Origin of the sequence: Amycolatopsis silviterrae, assembly GCF_042684085.1 — a bacterium.
In the GTDB taxonomy this organism is placed as follows: domain Bacteria; phylum Actinomycetota; class Actinomycetes; order Mycobacteriales; family Pseudonocardiaceae; genus Amycolatopsis; species Amycolatopsis silviterrae.
On sequence record NZ_JBHUKS010000008.1, the window covers coordinates 299,398 to 316,642 of the forward strand.

The following is a 17,245-nucleotide window of genomic DNA, read 5'->3' on the forward strand; positions in this document are numbered from 1 at the left end:
GCGGACCGCCTTCTGTCCTGCGCAGGACAGAAACGCCTTGAGCGCGGAGGTGTTCATCGAGCCGTCGGCAATTGTTGCCGCAGCGGTTGGGGCTGGCCCGTAGCTTCCTGCTCGTGACTGACTCTTCACGGCGGAACTTCCTGCGCGGTGCCGGAATCCTCGGTGCCGGCGCGGCCGTGTCCGCACTTCCTGGCCTGAACGGGATCGCGGCGGCCGATCCCAGCGTCGCTCGCCGGCCGGACGGTGACAGTCCGCGGTTCACGATCGCGGTCATGCCCGACACCCAGTACCTCTTCGACGAGGACCGGGGCGACTCGGCACCGGTGGACGCGTCGTTGTCGTACGTGCTGCGTCACGCGCACGACGACAACGTTGTCTTCCTCGCGCACCTCGGCGACCTCACGCAGAACGGGCAGGCTCGGGAGTTCGCCGGCATCAGCCGGTCGTTCCAGACGCTCGACCGGTTCCGGTTCCCGTACAGCACGCTCGCGGGCAACCACGACATCGACGGCTCCACCGACGACCAGCGCGGGCGGACGCCATACCTCGACGCGTTCGGGCCGCAGCGGCAGCGGAACTCGCCGACGTTCCGCGGCGCGTCGAAGGACGGCTACAACACCTACCACGTGTTCCGGGCCGCTGGCCGGGAATGGCTGGTGCTCGCGATGGACTGGCGTCCGTCGGCGGGCGGGTTCGCCTGGGCCAAGCAGGTTCTCGCGCGGCATCCGCGGATGCCCGCGATTCTCACCATCCACGAGCTGGTCAACTCCGACGAGCAAGGCAAGGCGTTCCTGTCGGACTTCGGCCAGCAGGTCTGGGACGAGTTCGTCAACGAAAGCGACCAGATCTTCCTGACCCTCAACGGTCACTACTGGCCGCCGGGCCGCCTGGTGAAGCGCAACGCCGCCGGCCACGATGTCCACCTGCACCTCACGAACTACCAGGACCGCTACTACGGCGGCAGCGGCATGATCCGGCTATACCAGTTCGACGTCGCCCGCGGTGTCATCGACGTCCGCACGTTCTCGCCGTGGCTCGACGGGCGGCGTGATCTCACCGAACTCGAGCGCATCGAAGCTGAGCGCAGCACCGATGTCGACTACTTCAGCATCGACATCGACTTCGACAAGCGGTTCGCTGGCTTCGCGCCGGTCCCGGTGCCGCCGGCTCGCCCGGTGAGGCCGCAGCTCGTGCCCGGCACCGTCGCGTACTGGCGGTTCGAGGGTGGCCGCGCGGGTGCTCCGGTGCCGGATGACGTGCTGATCAAGGACCTCACCGGCCGCGGCAACGACCTGCGCCGCGCGACCGTGGCGGGCAGTGGGCCTGATGCGCTGACCTATTCGGCGGACTTCTCGCCTCGCCAGCCGTCTCGGGCGAGCCTTCGGTTCGACGGCGCTCGCAATCCCGGCCGCGGCGCGTACCTCCAGACTGTCGACAGCGCGCCCATGAACAGGTTGACCTTCCAGCGCGGCTACACAGTCGAAGCGTTCATTCGCCTACCGGAGGACTTCCGCAACGGGACCCACGGCTGGTGCGGCATCTTCGCGCGCCTCGGCAACGGCGGCGCGGCCGGTAAGTCCGGCGACGACCCGAACGAATCGGCCGCGACGTTCAGCGTCTCGGACGGCGCGGAGCTGCAGTGGGCGGTGTTCCCGTTGAACCAGAACGGGATCTCGACCAACTGGGGGCACGAGTTGCCGCTGGCGAAGTGGTGGCACGTCGCGGTGGTCAACGACGGATGGCGCAGCACGCTGTACGTCGACGGCTGTCCGCTGCTGCGCAACCCCAAGACTCCGGCGATCGGCCTGGCCAACCCGGGCGGCAGCTGGCTGGTCGGCGCGTCGTCGTACCGGGGCAAGGTCGAGCGCAGTTTCTACGGCGAGATCGGCGAGGCCAGGGTGGTCGACCGGGCGCTGGCTCCGCGGGAATTCCTGCTCGGCTGACCGGCCGGGCGATTGGCGTCTCGGCAATTGCGGTTCGCGGAAGGTGGCCGGGCCTGGGGATTGCGGGGTTCGGCCGGGCGGGGAGTCAGCTCCTGGCGTAAGGCCGATTCGGGAATCCAGCAGGTGCTATTCCGATTCAGCTGGAGGCGAATTCGACGGGTGCGGCCGTTCGGGGGTATTAGCGAAACTGATGACTTCGGCCAGTCGGGCTAATCTTGAGATGGCTTTGTAATGGGTGCCGGTGCTGAGTGACGGAGCTGCCGGTGGCGAATTCGGGTACGGGCGAGTGCTGGCCCCGGGGGGAATTTCCGAGGCCAGCACTTTGCCGGTGAGTGGGACTGGTCTTGCCGCGCGGAAGACGCGCGAAGTCGGCGAGCGTTCCCTTGCCGGGGACTGGGGCAGGGAACGTCGGGTGGAGCCGGCGGCGGGGACCAGCGTCAGTGCTGGGACCGCTGCCTGTGCCGGTGCCGTTGCCGGACCGGTGGGGCTGAGCCCGGTTGCCGGGTCGACACAGGTGCCGAAGCCTCGTTGCCTGGTCGGCACGAATGCCGGTGGCTGGGTCTCGGAGACCGGTGCCTGGTCGGCATGAATGCCGGTGGTTGGGCCGAGACCGTTGCCTGGTCGGCACGGGTGCCCATGGGTGGAGCCCGGTGCCGGGACCAGCATGGATGCTGGAGCCGGTGGTCGAGTCGCGCCAGGGCGGGTCAGCGTCGTTGCTGGGACCGATGGTCAGGCTGGAGCCTGTTGCCGGGGTCAGCGTCGTTGCTGGAGCCGCTGGGGCCTGTGCCAGGGTCAGCGTCGTCGCTGGGCCGGCGGCTGGGCGGGGAATCCCGTGGCGAGCCAGCGTCGTTGCTGGAGGGAACCCCTTGCCGGGCCAGCGCCGTTGCTGGGCCGGGGTCTGGCCTCAATCCGTGCCGGGGTTTGGCGTTTGGGCCGGGGCCCGTTGCCGGAACGGACGGAACCTCGGTGCCGGGACGGGCGGTGTGCTGTCTTCCGAAACCGGGACCAGCGCTGATGCTGGAACCGGAATTCCGGAGCCAGTGCTGGTACCCGAAATCCGGACCACGGTTTGACCCGGGCTGGTCCCGCCCCGAACTCGGACGATCCAGTCCCAACGGTGCCGGTCGGGCGCCGCGGGGTGAGGATCGTGCGTCGGGGACCAGCCGAGCCAGCCCGAGGATTGCTCCTCTCGGAACCGACTTGGTCCAGGCTTGGAACCAGTCGGCCCGACCTGATCCGCCGGGGACTGAGCCTGCGGAACCGGTTTGACCCGGTCCGAGAACCAGTCGGCCCTGCCTGCGAACCAGGTCCGGTCCGTCCTGAGGGCCGTGCCCGCGGGACGGTTGGTCCAGCCGGTCCGATCCAGTCCGGAGACCGGCCGAACCCGCCTAGGAAACCAGGCTGGTCCAGTCCAATGGCCTGGCCGACGCAACCGGGGTAGCGGCCCGATCCGGTCCGGGCGGGACGGTCCGAAAGCCGGGGCCGAAGACCCAACCCGAACCTGCCAGTCCACGAACCGCGGTCGATAAGCCCAGGCCAAGGACCCAGTTGGGCAACCAGCCCGCCCGTGTTGAGCCAAGGGCCTGACCCGGACACCGGGTCCGTCCGCGGCGAGCCGGGAAGCCTGCCGGGCAATCGGCCCGTGCCGCGCCGAGGACTTAGTCGAGCTGCCGAATCCGCGCCGATCCGAGAACTCAACCGAGCAGCCAGTTCGCCCATGCCGAGCCGACAACCTTGCCGGGTAGCCGGTCCGTGCGTGCTGAGCCGAGGACTCGACTGGGCGACCGGTTCGCCCGTGCCAAGCCGAGAACCCCGCTGGGCAGCCGGTTCGTCCGCGTCGAGCCGAGGACTCAGCTGGGCAACCCGTCCGCTCGTGTTGAGCCAAGGACTCGACCCGGCGAGCAGTCCGCCCGTGCCAAGCCAAGCGCCCAACCGCGCAACCGGTCCGCTCGTGTCGAGCCAAGCACTCGACCCAAGCCGAGCACTCAGCCGACCGACCAGCCCGCCCGTGCCAAGCCGAGGACTCAGCCCGAGAGCCAGCCGGACCCGTCAGACCGAGGTCCCACCGCGAACCCCGCCCGCACCCGCCGGCCATGAACCCAGCCGGAGAACCAGCCGGACCCGTCAGACCGAGGCCCCACCGCGAACCCAGCCCGCACCCGCCAGCCATGCACCCCGCCACGAACCCAGCCCGAGAACCAGCCCAAGAACCAGACCCGCGGATCAGGCGGTCAGCCGTCCCCATGAATAGTCCTGTTTCGCGAGCTTCAGGTACACGAACAGCTCCGTCGAGGAGACCCCGGCGATCGGCCTTACCTCGTCGCCCAGTACGGACAGGAGGTGGTCGTCGTCGCGGCACAGGAGTTCTGCCAGCAGGTCGAAGCGGCCTGAGCAGAGGGCTACCTGGTGCACGTCGGCGACCTTGGCCAGTTGCTGGGCCACTTCGCGGGCGTCTCCGTCCACCGTGATGCCGACCATCGCCCTTCGGGTCAGGTCGACGTGTTCTGGTGAGGTCACGGCGACTATCTGCACCATTTCCTCTCGCAGCAGCCGTTGTACTCGCTGCCGCACCGCGCCCTCCGAAAGACCCACCGCTTTGGCCAGCGCCGTGAACGACGCCCTGCCGTCTTCCTGTAACAGCGTGATGAGCGTCCGGTCGGTCCCGTCTAGCGCTCTCGGAGCACGCGGTTCCTCGATTTTCGTACGGTTTTCGTCACCCATGCCGTCCCTCCCTGTGTTTCGGCATGTGATTTGTCAGATGCGCAGCGTATCGGCCGAAGCCGGAGAGCAGGAGACCCTTTCCCGTTTTCTTCTCCAGATGGCGGACATCGCACCGGGACACACCGCCGTTCTGGTGCGGGCTAACTGCGGGTACGGTCGCGGACCGCCACTGACTAGGAGGAATATTCCAATGAGTGAAGCCGTCGCCGCGCCCGTGGTGCCGGCCAAGGGGCTCCGTTCGAACGCGCTGGGCCTGGTGTCTTCGACGGTGATCGGGTTGTCGTCGACCGCCCCGGCCTATTCGATCGCCGCGACGCTCGGGTTCGTCGTGCTCGCGGGCACGGGGTTCAAGGCCGCCGCGTTCGTGCTGCTGTCGTTCGTCCCGGTGCTGTTCGTCGCGGTTGCCTTCCGGGAACTGAACGCGGCCGAGCCCGATTGCGGGACCAACTTCACCTGGGCCACCCGCGCGTTCGGCAGTCGCGTCGGCTGGATGACCGGCTGGGTCGTCCTGGTGGCGCAGTTGCTGGTGATGAGCAGCCAGTCGGCGCTGACCGGCCGATACACGCTGCTGCTGTTTGGTCTAGACGACCTCGCGAACAACCGAGCGGTGACGACCGCGATCGGCTGCGTGTGGCTGCTCGCGCTCTGCTGGCTGTGCTACCGCGGCATCGAGGTGTCCGCGCGGGCGCAGTGGATCCTTCTCGGGATCGAACTCGCCGTCCTGGTGATCTTCTCCGTCGTCGCCCTCATCCGCGTCTACACCGGCACTGCGGGCCCGCAAGCGACCACGCCGCAATGGGACTGGCTGTGGCCGGGCGGGGTCAGTGCCGGGACGGCGGTGTCGGCGGTGCTGCTCGCGGTCTTCATCTACTGGGGCTGGGAGAGTTCGCTTTCGGTGAACGAGGAATCGGCGGATCCGCGGCACGCGCCGGGGCGGGCGGCGATCCTGTCCACCGTGCTGCTGGTGCTCAACTACCTGCTGGTGACCGTCGCGGCGCTGGCGTTCGCGGGTGTCGGCGAGCACGGGATCGGGCTGGCCAATGCGGCGAACGCCGAGGACGTGCTCGCCGGGCTGGGCGGCGCGGTGTTCGGGACGTCCGGGTTCGGCAAGGTCATGGGGGTGCTGCTGATCGTGTCGGTGCTGACCAGCGGCGCGGCCACGAGCCAGGCGACGATCATGCCCGCCGCGCGCACGACGTTGTCGATGGCCAGCTACGGCGCGCTGCCGAAGGTGTTCGGCCGGGTGCATCCGAAGTATCAGACGCCGTCGGTGACCACCTGGGCGTTCGGGCTGGTGTCGCTCGCCTTGTATGTGCTGCTGGCGTTGTGGAGCCGCAACGTGCTCGCGGATTCGGTGGACGCGGTCGGGCTTACGATCGCGATTGAGTTCACGGTGACGGCGCTGGCGTGCGTGTGGGTGTTTCGCCGGACACTGTTGTCGAGCGTGCGCAACTTCTTGCTACGCGGGCTACTGCCGTTTGTCGGTGGCGTGTTCTTTCTGGCAGTACTGGTGTTCGCCGCGATCGCGTACGCGAAGCCTGACGCCGGAGAGACCACAGTGTTCGGTGTCGGCGGCGTCGCGGTGATCGGTGTTGTCGCGATCCTCGTGGGCTTTCCGTTGATGTTCGCCGTGCAACGCGCCTGCCGTGACTTCTTCGCGGGGCGACGTCTGACGCGTGGCGCCGTTGCCCGCGACGGTCAGACCATCGAGAGCTAGCAGCGGCGAAGCAGGTCTTCTTCGGTTTCGCGGCGTACGAGGAGCGTGGCGTGCCCGTCGCGTACGCCGACGAGCGGTGGGCGGCCGACGAGGTTGTAGTTCGACGCCAGCGAGTGGTGGTACGCGCCGGTGCACGGCACGGCCAGCAGGTCGCCGACGTGGATGTCGTCGGGCAGACAGACGTCCGCCAGTACGTCGCCGGACTCGCAGTGTCGTCCGACCACCGTCATCGGCGTACGCGCGGCCTTCGTGCGACGGCCGACGAGACGAGCGGTGTAGCGCGCGCCGTACAGCGCGGGGCGCGGATTGTCGCTCATGCCGCCGTCGACAGCGACGAAGGTGCGCGCGCCGCGTTTTACCGCGCATACGCGATACACTGTGATCCCTGCTGGTCCGACGATCGCGCGGCCGGGCTCGATTGTCAGGCGTGGCAACGGGAAGTCATGTGACGAGCACTCGTAGCCCAACGCGACGCGTAGGCGTCGGGCGTAGCCGTCGAGGTCGAAGGACGCTTCGCGGTCGGCGTACGGCACCGCGTGACCGCCGCCTAGATCCAAGTCGCGCAACGTAATTCCGTACTGGTCGCGGATGCGTACGAGCACTTCGACCATCTTTCGCGCGGCTTCCTCGTAACGGTCCACACGGGACACTTGCGAGCCGATGTGGCAGTGCAGCCCGGTCAGTTGCAGGCTTGGCTGCGAAAGCACTGCTGCGACAGCGCGATCCACGTTGTCGCGTACGTCTCGGCGTAGCGAGAAGCCGAACTTCTGTCCTTCGGTGCCTGTCGTGATCGCAGCGTGCGTATCGCCGCTGACGCCGGGCGTGACGCGGATGAGGACGCGTTGTGCGCCATGCGCGAGTGCGCCGAGCTGTTCGACTTCGTCGAGAGAGTCGAGGACGATGCGGCCGACGCCGTACTGCAGCGCCGCCTTCAGGTCTTCCGGCGTCTTCGCGTTGCCGTGCAACAGAATGCGCTCCGCGGGGAACCCGACAGCGCGCGCGACGGCGATTTCTCCCGCGGAGCAGGTGTCGAGCGACAGTCCTTCTTCGGCGACCCAACGCAACACTGCTCGCGTGCAGAGCGCCTTGCTTGCGAAGGCGACGTCGGCCTCAGGCAGCGCACGGCGGTAAGCGCGGGCCGTTTCGCGCACGTGTTCCTCGTCGAGGAGATAGGCGGGCGTACCGAAGCGCGCGGCCAGGTGACTGACCGGCGCGCCGGCGAAGAGCAGCTCACCGCTTTCGCCGAGCTTCGTGCCTTGCGGCCAGAGTCCCGGTTCTAGGTGGTCGGCGGCCTCGCAGCCGAGACTCGGGAGCAGCTCGCTGAGCGTCACGGTTACCTCCGGTCGATGTCGATCGCGGCGAACATCGCCAGCACACTGCGCCGACACCGGCCCGGAACGTCCCGGAAACGGGCCCCTGATGGTCCGGGCGGTCGTGCTGACGCGTTCTTAACGCGTGAGTAACGTCCGCCACACCCCGGTTGAGCTGGGCTTTGCTGAGTTTTCCGCCGGGCGGCCGTCTTATCGGACATGGTTGAACAGATGACGGACTTCGCGAGCGAGACCGAGCAGTACCGGCACGAACTGCGGGTGCATTGCTACCGGCTGCTGGGCTCGTTCGACGAGGCGGAAGACCTGGTCCAGGAGACGTTGCTGCGGGCGTGGCGGGGTCGTTCGACGTACGAAGGCCGCGCGAGCTTGCGTGCCTGGCTGTACCGGATCGCGACTAACGCGTGTCTCGACTACCTCGAAGCGCATCCGCGGGAACTGCCGGTGCTCGACCTTCCGGTCGTCCACGACTCGGATCTCGCGCCGCGTCCCGACGTCGCGGTGCCATGGCTGCAGCCGGTGCCGGACAGCGTGCTCCAGCCGGACGCTGTCGTCGTCGCGCTGGAGACGGTCGAGTTGGCGTTTCTCGCGGCCATTCAGCATCTCTCGCCGCGACAGCGGGCCGCGTTGGTGCTTCGCGACGTACTCGGCTGGTCTGCGCGCGAGACGGCGTCAGCGCTCGGCACGACGCCTGCTTCGGTGAACAGCAACGTGTTGCGGGCGCGTGCCGAGTTGAAGGAGCACTTGCCTACGCGACGTACGGAGTGGGCGTCTGCGTCGGCGAGCGACGAGGAACGCGCAGTTGTCGCGAAGTACGTGAAGGCGCTTGTTGACCACGATGAAGCGGCCTTCACGGAGCTGTTGCGTGAAGACGTGCGTTGCAGCCACGCTCCGGGCGCTGGCGGGCATATGGGGCCGGAACCGACGTGGTACGCGGGGCGGGCCGTAGTGCTCGAAGGCTGGGCACCGGCGTTCCATGGCGACGCCGCTGCCGAGTTCCGTGTTGTCGAGACGCGCGCGAACGGCCTGCCTGCGCTCGCCACGTACGCGCGCACAGCCGGGGAGTTCCGGGCCTTCGGGCTGGTGACGCTGCGGCTGGACGGCAGTCGCGTCGCGGAGGTGACGACCTTCGGCCCGGAAGTGTTCCGGGCTTTCGACCTGCCCCCGACTCTCGCCTGAAGCGCTACGAAAGCCCCCACGAGGACAGGATTTCGAACAGCTGGTCCCGTTCGGCGGTCGTCAGCAGCCTGCTCGGCGGCCGCACGTCGGGGCGGCACAGGCCGAGCTGGGAGAGCGCGTCCTTGACCACGCTGACGTTGTTGGCGTTGCCCTCCGCGGCGCGCATCTGCTCGAACGGGCGGATCCGGTCCCAGATCTCCATCGCTCCGGCGAAGTCGTGGTTGCGCAGGCGGCGGAACAGGTCCAGCGAGATCTGCGGGGCGACGTTCACAAGGCCGGAGGTGAAGCCCGTCGCGCCGACCGCGAAGTACCCAGGGGCCGACAGCTCGGCGAGACCGGCGATCCACACGAAGCGCTCGTGCCCCGCGTCGCGCGCGACAGTGCGGAAGCGCACTGGGTCTGGCACCGCGTACTTCACGCCGAGGACGTTCGGTGCGGCATCGGCGAGCTGCGCCAGGTCTGAACCCTCGATGGCCGGGTTGCGCACGTACAGGACAACCCCGAGCTCGGGCACTTCGTTCGCGATGGCGCGGTGGTAGTCGATCCAGCCCGCGCGCGAGACGTACGGGTGCACGGGCTGGTGGATCATCGCCATGTCCGCGCCGGACGCGCGCGCGTGCTTCGCCGCCTTCACGGCTGTACGCACGTCATGGCCGACGCCAGCGAGGACGCTCGCCTCGCGCGCGGCCTTCGTGGTGGCTTCGAGGCACTGTCGCGTTTCTTGCTCGTCGAGTGCGTAGAACTCGCCCGTGTTGCCGTTCGGCGTGACGACCTCGACGCCGCTCAGCACGAGCCGTTCGACTAGCCGCTCGTACGTCTCGGCGTCCACGTCTCCGGCCGCGGTGAACGGGGTCACCGGGATCGCCACCACGCCGGCGAGCCGCTGTCGCTGTTTCTCGAACGCCACGAGCAGATCCGATCTGATATATGATGTCTCGACGACCGGAGCCTAACACGAGGCCAACCAGGACAATCGTCCTGATCTTTGGGATAAGCGTCCTAGATCAAGCTCGAAAAAGTCGGCACGCCCCTGGGGCGGGGCGTGCCGACCTGGGGATCAGCGCAGGGCGTCCAGCGCGAACGCGGTGTACATGGCCACCCCGGCGGCCATCGCCGGTTCGTGGAACCGCACCCGGTTCGAGTGGTTGTCCTCGGTAGTCGCCGGATCGGCGCCGGGCTCCCGGGCACCGATGAACGCGAACGTGCCGGGGACTCGTTGCAGCACATACGAGAAGTCCTCGGCACCCATGATCGGCGTGGCCAGCTCCTCGACGCTGTCCTCCCCGAGCACCGCCGCACCCAGCGCCAACACCTCAGCGGCGACCTCTGGGTCGTTGACCGTCGTCGGGTAGCCCGGGTCCACACCGGCCGACACGCGACAGCCGTGCGCCGCTCCGACCGCCTCGCATACCTTCGGCAGTTCCTCGCGGACGAAGGAGCGCGTCGACTCCGACAGCGTGCGAATGGTCCCCTCGAGCACTGCCCGCTCGGGGATGATGTTCGTCGTCGTACCGGCCTCGATGCGGGTCACCGAGACCACCGCCGGGTCGAAAACGCTGATCCGGCGGGTGACCATCGTCTGCAGCGCGCCGACCATCGCGGCCGCGGCGGGCACCGGGTCGATGGCGTCCTGCGGGGCCGAACCGTGGCCGCCGCGGCCGATGACCTCGACGCTGAACGTGTCGGCCGACGCCATCATCGGCCCGCCGCGCACCTGAAGGACGCCGCTCGGGCTGTTGGCGATCGTGTGCAGGCCGAAGGCTCGTGTGACGCGCGTGCCCGCCGCGTCCAGCACCCCCTCGTGGATCATGTGCCGCGCGCCGTGGAGACCCTCTTCGCCCGGCTGGAACATGAACACCACCGAGCCGGCCAGGTCCTCGACCCGCTCCGACAGCAGCCGTGCGGCGGAGGCGAGCATCGCGACGTGCGTGTCGTGTCCGCAGGCGTGCATCGAACCGTCGACCTCGGACGAAAACTCCAGGCCGGTGTCTTCGGTCAGCGGCAGCGCGTCCATGTCGGCCCGCAGCAGCACGGCCGGTCCGGGACGGGCTCCGCGCAGTACGCCGGTGAGCGACGTCGTGGAGCGGCCGTCGGTGAGTTCGATCGGCAGGTCGGCCAGCGCGGCGCGGATCGCCGCCTGGGTGCGTGGCAGCTGCAAGCCCTGCTCGGGGTGCTGGTGCACAGCGCGGCGAAGCTCGACAGTGCGGTCCTGCAGCTGCCGTGCGGCGTCGAGCAGCCCGGCGTGCCGGTTGCCGGGCAAGGTGGGGAGGTCGGTGGGTCCGGTCATGGCTCGATAGTGGCACCTCGCACGCTTCGGGCGCACCGTGCGTGCGTTCGCCAGCGAGGCGGAATACGGTGTGCGCATGGCGGTGCAAGAGCCGGTCACGGGCTTCGCGATAGCTGTGGTCCGTGAAGACGGTCGGTGGCGGTGCAGTGCGCTTGATTCTTCGGCGCTCACAGAGTTGGACGCGGCGATCACCGAGCTGGGGAAGCTCCGGTCGACCGGGGCGGCGTTCGGCCTGCTGGCCGTCGACGACGAGTTCTTCGTGATCGTCCGGCCGAGCCCGAGGGGACCGTCGCTGCTGCTGTCGGACGCCGCCGCGGCGCTCGACTACGACATCGCGGCGGACGTCCTCGACGTGCTGCGGGTCGATCCGCCCGACGAGGACGACGACGCCGTCTGGCCCGAGGGCGACCTCGAGATCCTGGCCGACCTCGGCCTGCCCGGCGGCGAGCTGGAGGTGATCGTCGGCGAGGTCGACCTCTACCCGGACGAACAGCTCCAGATGATCGCCCAGCGGTGCGGCTTCGAGGCCGAGTTCTCGAAACTGCTGGACCAGCTCTGAGACGGCCGGACGACATCGAGGCCGTGCGGGCCGCGCTGGACGCGGCCCGCGCTCCTGGTGCCGACGTGCCGATCGGCGCGGTCGTTTTCGACCCGGACGGACGTCCGCTGGCCGCGGCCCGCAACGCGCGCGTCGAGCTGGCTGACCCCACCGCGCACGCGGAGGTCCTCGCCCTGCGCGCGGCGGCCCGCGAGTTCGGCGACGGCTGGCGGCTGGAGGGCTGCACGCTCGCGGTGACGCTGGAGCCCTGCACGATGTGCGCCGGCGCGCTCGTGCTCGCGCGGGTGGCGCGGCTGGTGTTCGGGGCCTGGGAGCCTAAGACGGGCGCGGTGTCGTCGCTGTGGGACGTCGTACGCGACCGTCGCCTCAACCACCGGCCGGAAGTCCGCGGCGGGGTGCTCGAAAGCGACTGCGCGGCCCTGCTCGAGACGTACTTCGCGGACCGCCGCCCGGGGGCCGAGTAACCCCCGCCGCGAGCCGTGGAGGGGGTCCGGTATTGTTCTCGGCGGTGGCGTGTCCGAGCGGCCGAAGGAGCACGACTCGAAATCGTGTGACGGTTAATCCCGTCCGTGGGTTCAAATCCCACCGCCACCGCGTGCGAGTGGGCGAGCTGTGCCGACGGAAAACGTCGGCCCGGCTCGCCCGCCGTGTTTCTGGGGGTGCAACCCCCAGGCCCCGCCCGGCGGGCTTCGCCCCTGGACCCCCATCGGTGGTCGCCTTGGGTGGGAAGGTCGCTTTGCTTTTGCTGGTGCTGAGGGCACTTTTGGCTGCGGGCGTTCGTTGAGTCTTCGGTAGCTGGTCCCCGTACGGAGGTGGCGCTTTGTACATCTACGCTCGCCGTCGCTCGCTTGCCTTCAGCGGCAAGCAGGTGACGATCAAGGCCGCGATCAAAGACGGACTGTTCGGTGCGAACAAGCGGCACAGCTTCGCGGTCAGCAGGATCAGCGGAGTCAGCAACACTGAACCTGGCGCGTTCAGCCCGGGCTGTCTCAAGTTCAAGGTGACTGGGGCGTCGACGGCGGTGCTCGAGAACCCGGCCGCTGGCGGCGACAAGGCCGATTTGTGCACCTTTTACTACAGTTCGTCCGACAAGAAGAAGGTGCGGCAGCTGGTCGAGGCCATCAAAGCGGCGATTCCGAAGTAGCTTGGACGCATGAGCGAAGAGTTGCCGCCGGTGGGTAAGACCGCGGTTGGGGTCGCTGGGCTTCGGGCGCTGGAGAGCGGGCGGCCGGACAGGTTGTTCGAGGATCCGTATGCCGGGGCGTTCTTTCACGCTGGGCGGGCGATCTTCGAGGGCCACCCGAACCCGGATCGCCGGCTCGGGATGGTGTTCGCGCAGCAGGTCGCGGTCCGGACCCGGTTCTTCGACGACTTTGTCGCCGGTGGCACGCAGACGGTGCTTCTCGCGGCTGGGCTGGACGCCCGGGCGTTCCGGCTCGACTGGGCGGACGGTGCACGGGTGTACGAGATCGATCTGCCGGATGTGCTCGCGTTCAAGGAAACCGTGCTGACCGAGCAAGGTGCGCGGCCTCGGTGCGAGCGGACCGCGGTTCCGGCGGATCTGCGGGAGGATTGGGTCACTGCCTTGAAAAACGCGGGATTCGATCCGGGACGGCCGACCGTCTGGGTTGCCGAGGGGCTGCTCGTCTACCTGGGGCGGGAGGAGGCGGAGCGGCTGCTCACCGACGTTACCGCGTTGTCCGCGCCGGGTAGCCGGATTTCCTTCGAGCACCGGCCGGACGGCGAGAACGACGGTCTGCTGGCACAGGCTCGCAATGTCGGTGCCGAGGTCACCGCTCTTTGGCGCGGCGGTCTCGGCAGTGACGCTCCGGAATGGCTCTCCGCGCACGGTTGGCAGCCGGAAACCGTTACTGTCGCGGAACTTTCGGTCCGTTACGGGCGAGAGCCGATGGACAACACCCGCGGCGGATTCGTGACCGCGACCCGCTAGTTCTCGTCCTGCAGCACCGGAGTTCCGAAGGCGTCGAGGAAAGTCGTTGCCTCTCCTATGGTCGCGACGCCGCGCGCGACCGCTTCCGCGATGGTCCCGCACGCCTCCCGCACCGCCGGCTCCGCGGAACGGTCCCCGGCCAGCAACGCGACGGCTGCCGGGGACACTCCTTCCGCGATCAGCATGACCCGCGCCGCCGTCTGATCTGCCAGCCGGTCAAGCAAATCCGCTAGATCCAAGCCGACCGACGCGGTGCGCGCGGCGGCTTCGGCGGCCTGCCGGTAGTGCGCGTCCAGTTCGTCGGCGCTGCCGCGGAATCGCGCGGCTGGTTCGCCGCCCCATTTGCGTTCCGCGCTGTGCGCCCCGCGCTCGAACTCCAGCCGGGCCATCACCAGAACGTCTCGGCCGCTGGACAGCGTGCGCGCGGATTCGCGGATCGTCTGCGGGGAACAGTCGATCTGGCGCAGTGCGGTAACCGGGTCCGGCGCGCCGATCGCGGTGGCCGCGGCACTCAATGAAGCAAGCCCGGCGGCCGCGTTTTCCAGCGCCGGGTGAAGGAACGGCATCAACTCAGCAGCGCCGTCGCGATCGTCGGACGCGGGTGCGGTCCGCGCGCGGCCATCCGCAGCTGACCGGCGAGATCGGACGTCGCGTCGCCGAGGATGCGCGCGTCGATGTCCCGCGCGGCGAGCGCGGCTTCCCACCGGGAGGCGATTTCCCTGGCCGGCGCGGAAATCCCCCACGGCGTCGATTCGAGCCGGGCTTCGGCGAACCGGCCGGCCGCCCGGTCCGCGTCGGCAGCCGCTCGATCGAGCGCGTCCGCGGCGGCGTTGAGCCGCTCGCTCGTCGAACCTGCCATCGGGACCTCCGCTTCCGGGAGAGCGCGAACCGCGGTCCGCCACCCTCTGAGGAGATCTAACCCCATCGAGGTTGCCCGGGTCACTCGGCCGGGCGTGCGACGATTCCACATCGTGGGGACCCTTGACCGTAAGTTCCGTATCCCGCCAGAATTGGCGTTATGCCAGAGACCCGGGAAGTGCCGCTAGCCGGCCGTGCCCCGGCACGGACGGACGGCGAGGGCGTCGCCGCTCTCCTCACGCGTCGCGGGCGTCTCGGCTCTCCTCCCGCTTAGGCGATTTTCCGCTGCTGCAGCCGAATTCACCTATTCTTCCGGGAGTACCGCCATGTCTGTAGACCTGCCTGCCCGCCTGCGCTCGTCCGTCACTCCGGACAACGGAATCGTCGAAGGCCCGCGCGTGCTGAGCCGGCTTTCCGCCGCCGAAGCGCCCTACGAGCTTTTCACCCTGCGCCCGCTCGGTCGGGTGATCGGGGCCGAACTCTCCGGAGTGGACCTCGGCGCACCGGTGTCGCCGGAACTGCGCGCGGAGCTGAACCGCGCCCTGCTGGAGTGGAAGGTGCTGTTCTTCCGCGACCAGCACATCACGTCCGAGCAGCAGCGGGCGTTCGCCGCGAACTGGGGCGAGCTGGAGACCAACCCGTTCATCGCGCGGGGCGATTCCGATCAGGTCGTGCGCTTCACCCGCACCGCCGGGATGCCCGGATACGAGAACATCTGGCACACCGACGTCACCTGGCGGCCGAATCCGGCGCTCGGCTCGGTGCTGCGACTGGTCGAGGTCCCGCCGGTCGGCGGCGACACGATGTGGGCCGACATGGCCGCCGCCTACGACAATCTGCCCGCCGACGTCCGCGAGCGGATCGAGGGCCTCACCGCGGTGCACGACTTCGTCCCCGGCTTCGACCGCTTCACCGACCCGGACCTGCTGGCCCAGTGGCAGGACGCGTACCCACCGGTGGAGCACCCGGTGGTGCGGACGCATCCGGAGACCGGACGGCGGACGTTGTTCGTGAACCAGGCGTTCACCACGCACATCGTCGGCCTCGACCGCGCGGAGAGCGACCGGCTGCTGCGGTACTTGTTCCTGCAGGCGCACACGCCGGAGTTCCAGGTGCGGTTCCGCTGGGAGCGGGATTCGGTGGCGTTCTGGGACAACCGCGCGACCCAGCACTACGCGGTCAACGACTACCACCCGCACGTCCGGATCGCGGAGCGCGTCGCGATCGTCGGGGATCGGCCCTACTGACCTCGTGAGTGCTAATCCCGGTTAGAACCGTGATTAGCACTCACGAGACCCCAGTGAGGACAGTGTCGACAAGTCGTTCGAGGTAGGCGTCGTCGGCGGATTTCGCCCGGATCAGCGTGTGGAACCAGAGGTTCCCGCCGAGCAGATCCATGACCATCTCCGAATCCGCGGCGTCGGCCAGTTCGCCTCGGCCGTGCGCACGGTCGAAGACGGCCTGCTCACGGCCGAGGCGGTCGGCGAAGAAACGTCCGGCGGCCTCGGCGGTGGCGGGGCGGTCCGGCAGCGCTGACACGACGGCCGTGATGACCCGCCGGTTCGCCGGATCGGACAGCAGCCGGTGGATCTGCTTCGCCAGTTCGAGGAGATCGCCGCGCAGGGAGCCGGTGTCGGGGATCGCGACGGTCAGCTCCGGGGCCTGCACGAGCGCGTCGGCGAGGACCTCGTCCTTGGTCGCCCAGGTGCGGTAGATGGTCGTTTTGTGCACGCCGGCCTGCGCTGCGACCGCCTCGACCGTCAGTGCGTCGTAACCGCGTTCGGCCAGCAGCGCGAGGGTCGCGGAGAAGATGGCGTCCGCTTTGCGCGGGCGGGAGGCAGTCCGGTCCATGGGCCGATCCTAGCCTGGTTTGCAACGGTGCGTTGCATTTGTTGCCGGAGGCGTGTACACCCAAATGCAACGGTCCGTTGCATTCGAAGGTGGAGACATGAGCGACGTAATGCCGGTGGTTTTCGTGCACGGCCTTCGGTTGTCCGGGGCGTGCTGGCAGCAGCAGGCCCGCCTGGCGCGCGGCCCGGTCGCGGCCCCGGATCTGCCTGGACATGGGGCACGACGCGGGGAACGGTTCACTCTCGACGGTGCGGTCGACGCGGTCGTCGAAGCCATTGACGAGGTTGGCGGCCGCGCGGTCCTGCTCGGACATTCGCTCGGCGGCTACGTCTCGATCGCGACGGCGGCCCGGCATCCGGAGCGGGTCGCTTCCCTGGTGGGAGCTGGATGTTCCCTCGTGCCCAGCACTGTGCTGCGCGGCGGGTTCCGGTTCGCGCGTCGCGGGCTGGCGAGGACTTCGGACGATGGGGCTTCCTTCAGCGCGTGGATGTTGCGGCGGGTTCTTCCGGCGGAGGTGGCTGAGCCGGTGATCGCGGCGGGGATCGCGTCCGAAGTGATCCCGGACGTTATGGCGGCAGCTGGTGGGATGGATCCGTTGGCCGACCTGGCGCGCTACCCCGGGCGGGTACTGCTGCTCAACGGGCGGCACGATCACTTCCGCCTTGGCGAGCGCCGGTTTTTGGCTGCTTGCCGGGAAGGGGCGTTGCAGGTGGTGCCGGGGGCGGGGCATTACCTGCCGCTGAACCGGGGCGAGGTGTGTGCGCGGGTGGTGGAAAGGGTCGTGAGTGGCGTTGCCGGTTAGAACCGGGATTGCCACTCACGACTTGTGCTCACGAGTGGCGAGGCGCGTC

General features: G+C 68.9%; 16 protein-coding genes and 1 tRNA gene. 10 read left to right on the forward strand and 7 right to left on the reverse strand.

Going from position 1 to position 17,245, the window contains the following annotated elements; translation table 11 throughout:
• Positions 1 to 113 precede the first annotated feature (113 nt).
• Complete coding sequence (locus tag ACFSVL_RS13405; protein WP_378303907.1) at positions 114 to 1,943, forward strand: LamG-like jellyroll fold domain-containing protein; 1,830 nt, start codon at positions 114 to 116, stop codon at positions 1,941 to 1,943.
• A 2,223-nt stretch (positions 1,944 to 4,166) separates the two neighbouring features.
• Here ACFSVL_RS13405 and ACFSVL_RS13410 read toward each other — a convergent pair.
• A complete protein-coding gene (locus tag ACFSVL_RS13410; protein ID WP_378303909.1) occupies positions 4,167 to 4,664 on the reverse strand; it encodes an Lrp/AsnC family transcriptional regulator in 498 nt (165 codons plus the stop codon).
• Positions 4,665 to 4,854: 190 nt separating this feature from the next.
• Here ACFSVL_RS13410 and ACFSVL_RS13415 point away from each other — a divergent pair, with 190 nt between their 5' ends.
• Complete coding sequence (locus ACFSVL_RS13415) at positions 4,855 to 6,381, forward strand: APC family permease (RefSeq protein WP_378303911.1); 1,527 nt, start codon at positions 4,855 to 4,857, stop codon at positions 6,379 to 6,381.
• Here the strand turns inward: ACFSVL_RS13415 and lysA are convergent.
• The gene (gene lysA / locus ACFSVL_RS13420) at positions 6,378 to 7,712 is read right to left on the reverse strand and encodes a diaminopimelate decarboxylase (RefSeq protein ID WP_378303913.1); all 1,335 of its coding nucleotides are present in this window, start codon (positions 7,710 to 7,712) and stop codon (positions 6,378 to 6,380) included. The genes ACFSVL_RS13415 and lysA overlap by 4 nt on opposite strands.
• Positions 7,713 to 7,922: 210 nt before the next feature.
• Between lysA and ACFSVL_RS13425 the strand changes: the two genes are divergently transcribed.
• Positions 7,923 to 8,888, forward strand: a complete 966-nt coding sequence (locus ACFSVL_RS13425; protein WP_378303915.1) for an RNA polymerase subunit sigma-70 — start codon at positions 7,923 to 7,925, stop codon at positions 8,886 to 8,888.
• A 4-nt stretch (positions 8,889 to 8,892) separates the two neighbouring features.
• On the opposite strand, the gene ACFSVL_RS13430 is transcribed toward ACFSVL_RS13425, so the two are convergent.
• Complete coding sequence (locus tag ACFSVL_RS13430) at positions 8,893 to 9,795, reverse strand: dihydrodipicolinate synthase family protein (protein ID WP_378303917.1); 903 nt, start codon at positions 9,793 to 9,795, stop codon at positions 8,893 to 8,895.
• A gap of 150 nt (positions 9,796 to 9,945) precedes the next feature.
• A complete protein-coding gene (locus tag ACFSVL_RS13435) occupies positions 9,946 to 11,175 on the reverse strand; it encodes a M20 metallopeptidase family protein (protein WP_378303919.1) in 1,230 nt (409 codons plus the stop codon).
• A gap of 76 nt (positions 11,176 to 11,251) precedes the next feature.
• Here ACFSVL_RS13435 and ACFSVL_RS13440 point away from each other — a divergent pair, with 76 nt between their 5' ends.
• The 5 genes from ACFSVL_RS13440 (at position 11,252) to ACFSVL_RS13460 (ending at position 13,685) form a co-directional block, all read left to right on the forward strand.
• Positions 11,252 to 11,734 (forward strand): tRNA adenosine deaminase-associated protein, encoded by a 483-nt coding sequence (locus ACFSVL_RS13440; RefSeq protein ID WP_037354362.1) that lies wholly within the window; start codon positions 11,252 to 11,254, stop codon positions 11,732 to 11,734.
• Positions 11,735 to 11,757: 23 nt separating this feature from the next.
• Positions 11,758 to 12,198 (forward strand): nucleoside deaminase, encoded by a 441-nt coding sequence (locus ACFSVL_RS13445; RefSeq protein WP_378303921.1) that lies wholly within the window; start codon positions 11,758 to 11,760, stop codon positions 12,196 to 12,198.
• 43 nt (positions 12,199 to 12,241) lie between these two features.
• Positions 12,242 to 12,328: transfer RNA gene (locus tag ACFSVL_RS13450), tRNA-Ser, on the forward strand.
• Positions 12,329 to 12,554: 226 nt separating this feature from the next.
• Entirely contained in the window at positions 12,555 to 12,878 is a 324-nt protein-coding gene (locus ACFSVL_RS13455) for a hypothetical protein (RefSeq protein WP_378303923.1), read from the forward strand.
• A 9-nt stretch (positions 12,879 to 12,887) separates the two neighbouring features.
• On the forward strand, positions 12,888 to 13,685 hold the full coding sequence (locus tag ACFSVL_RS13460) for an SAM-dependent methyltransferase (RefSeq protein ID WP_378303925.1): 798 nt from the start codon (positions 12,888 to 12,890) through the stop codon (positions 13,683 to 13,685).
• On the opposite strand, the gene ACFSVL_RS13465 is transcribed toward ACFSVL_RS13460, so the two are convergent.
• Together ACFSVL_RS13465 and ACFSVL_RS13470 are read right to left on the reverse strand one after the other, a co-directional pair.
• On the reverse strand, positions 13,682 to 14,251 hold the full coding sequence (locus ACFSVL_RS13465; RefSeq protein WP_378303927.1) for a hypothetical protein: 570 nt from the start codon (positions 14,249 to 14,251) through the stop codon (positions 13,682 to 13,684). The genes ACFSVL_RS13460 and ACFSVL_RS13465 overlap by 4 nt on opposite strands.
• Positions 14,251 to 14,544, reverse strand: a complete 294-nt coding sequence (locus ACFSVL_RS13470) for a hypothetical protein (RefSeq protein ID WP_378303929.1) — start codon at positions 14,542 to 14,544, stop codon at positions 14,251 to 14,253. The genes ACFSVL_RS13465 and ACFSVL_RS13470 overlap by 1 nt, the downstream gene beginning before the upstream one ends.
• Positions 14,545 to 14,869: 325 nt before the next feature.
• Between ACFSVL_RS13470 and ACFSVL_RS13475 the strand changes: the two genes are divergently transcribed.
• Positions 14,870 to 15,790 carry a TauD/TfdA dioxygenase family protein gene (locus ACFSVL_RS13475; RefSeq protein WP_378303931.1) on the forward strand — a complete coding sequence of 307 codons (921 nt, stop codon included), beginning with the start codon at positions 14,870 to 14,872 and terminating at the stop codon, positions 15,788 to 15,790.
• Positions 15,791 to 15,830: 40 nt separating this feature from the next.
• Here the strand turns inward: ACFSVL_RS13475 and ACFSVL_RS13480 are convergent, their stop codons facing one another.
• Positions 15,831 to 16,394, reverse strand: a complete 564-nt coding sequence (locus ACFSVL_RS13480; RefSeq protein WP_378303933.1) for a TetR/AcrR family transcriptional regulator — start codon at positions 16,392 to 16,394, stop codon at positions 15,831 to 15,833.
• A gap of 97 nt (positions 16,395 to 16,491) precedes the next feature.
• On the opposite strand from ACFSVL_RS13480, the gene ACFSVL_RS13485 reads away from it, so the two are divergent.
• The gene (locus tag ACFSVL_RS13485) at positions 16,492 to 17,196 is read left to right on the forward strand and encodes an alpha/beta fold hydrolase (RefSeq protein ID WP_378303934.1); all 705 of its coding nucleotides are present in this window, start codon (positions 16,492 to 16,494) and stop codon (positions 17,194 to 17,196) included.
• Positions 17,197 to 17,245: the final 49 nt, after the last annotated feature.